1 protein-coding gene, 1 other RNA gene and 1 pseudogene are annotated in these 1,497 nt (G+C 38.1%); 1 reads left to right on the plus strand and 2 read right to left on the minus strand.

Annotated features, from left to right (window positions below):
• Window positions 1-212 (plus strand): annotated as a pseudogene (locus HMPREF2837_RS10060) (transposase); the annotation flags it as partial.
• Between the two features lie 105 nt (window positions 213-317).
• Here HMPREF2837_RS10060 and ssrA read toward each other — a convergent pair.
• Window positions 318-665, minus strand: a transfer-messenger RNA (tmRNA) gene (gene ssrA / locus HMPREF2837_RS10065).
• A 103-nt stretch (window positions 666-768) separates the two neighbouring features.
• Window positions 769-1,350 carry a class I SAM-dependent DNA methyltransferase gene (locus tag HMPREF2837_RS10070; RefSeq protein ID WP_049549345.1) on the minus strand — a complete coding sequence of 194 codons (582 nt, stop codon included), beginning with the start codon at window positions 1,348-1,350 and terminating at the stop codon, window positions 769-771.
• Window positions 1,351-1,497: the final 147 nt, after the last annotated feature.

Here is a 1,497-nt window from a genome sequence, read left to right on the forward strand (position 1 = left end):
CACCAAAGAGAAATGAAAGAGCTCTATAAGAAGCACAAAGAAACAATTGAACGACTCTTTGGAACGGCTAAGGAGTACCATAATTTGAGATAGGAAAGTCCAAAATGGAGGATCAGGTTGGGCTTACTTTGGCGTGTTTAAATATCAAAAAACTGGTGAAATGGATAGGAAATATCCCTTTTTATTTTTCTCAAATTCAGATTTTTGAATAGAATATCAGATGATGAGACAAACTATTTTTGAAAAGAGAAAAAAACAAACGCCAAAAATGACGTTTGTCTTCGTTCTGACGTTGAGATCATCAACGTTTTTTAATATAATGGAGCCGGTGGGAGTCGAACCCACGTCCAAACACCTGCTAACATATTTGTCTACAACCATAGGTTATGTATTGTTTTAACAGTCCCTCGACACATAACTCAAGCCTAGGAACTGCGAGTCTATAAATCTCTTATCAAACTGCTAGACGAAGCTTGATCGTATCTCGCTAATAATAAGACCTGTCATCAGACACGAGCAATCCGAATCGGGTCACGCCTGCTGGTTTTTAGGCAGCTAGAGCGTAAGAAGTGTTATTTTTTGCAGTTATATTTAACTGAGCGTTTACGTCGCCACACGAGTCGCAAAATATGCCTCATAATGCCTGTCGAATCCGTAACGACCCCAAAAGACAATACAACTATTATACCTTATCTATTGGGAAAATGCAAAAACTGAGTAAAGATTAGCATTTGCTTTGTTTTTAGGGCTTATCTGATACTCTAAGGGCTAAATATTCTTGCTGCTTGTAAGAAATAATTGGGAAGGTTTATGGAGAAAGAGATGGTCTGAGCTGTAGAGTATTTGACTTGTTATTTCCGAGAAACCTTGTTGACTGAGACTTTCTTCAAGTTCAGAAATGATAAAACCGTGTGTCTCTCCATCTGGTAGAGTAAAATCAGCGATAAAGAGTTGTCCGCCATGAGCCACATGTTCCTTGAACATAGCCAGACTGTCCTCGAGATTAGGCATATGATGAAGAACTCGACTGACGATAATAAGGTCGAACTCTTCTTCAAGTGGTTCAAGTAATAAATCCTGTTGAATCAAGTATAGGTTTGCAAGCTTTTGGCTTTCAATCTTGAGACGAGCTTGCGCAAGCATCTTGTCTGCAATATCAACCAAGGTCACTGATTTAGCTTGTTTGGCAAGAGGAAGGGCGATAAGGCCAGTTCCGCCTCCAAAGTCTAAGACTGATTTGTTCGACAAATCAGGCACTTGTTTTACTATATGCTGATAAACAAGATCGGCCAAAAATTGATTTTTTGAAGAATCAAATGATTCTGCTCGATGATTAAAATGATGTTCCATATTTCTAGTCTAGCATAAAGTTTGGCAGTTTAACATTCCCCGCTTATTTTCTAGTAAAGAATTAAGCAAAAAGATTTTTCTCAAAAACATGTGAACTAGAACTAGCTCACATGTCAGATTGAAGACAAAGTCCTTAGAACTCAAGTT

This window comes from Streptococcus sp. HMSC071D03 (assembly GCF_001812125.1).
Taxonomy (GTDB): domain Bacteria; phylum Bacillota; class Bacilli; order Lactobacillales; family Streptococcaceae; genus Streptococcus; species Streptococcus pseudopneumoniae_N.

What these genes read in the sequence shown, in the direction of transcription:
- HMPREF2837_RS10070 (WP_049549345.1), bottom strand. Translation starts at nt 1,350, where the DNA reads ATGGAACATCATTTTAATCATCGAGCAGAATCATTTGATTCTTCAAAA.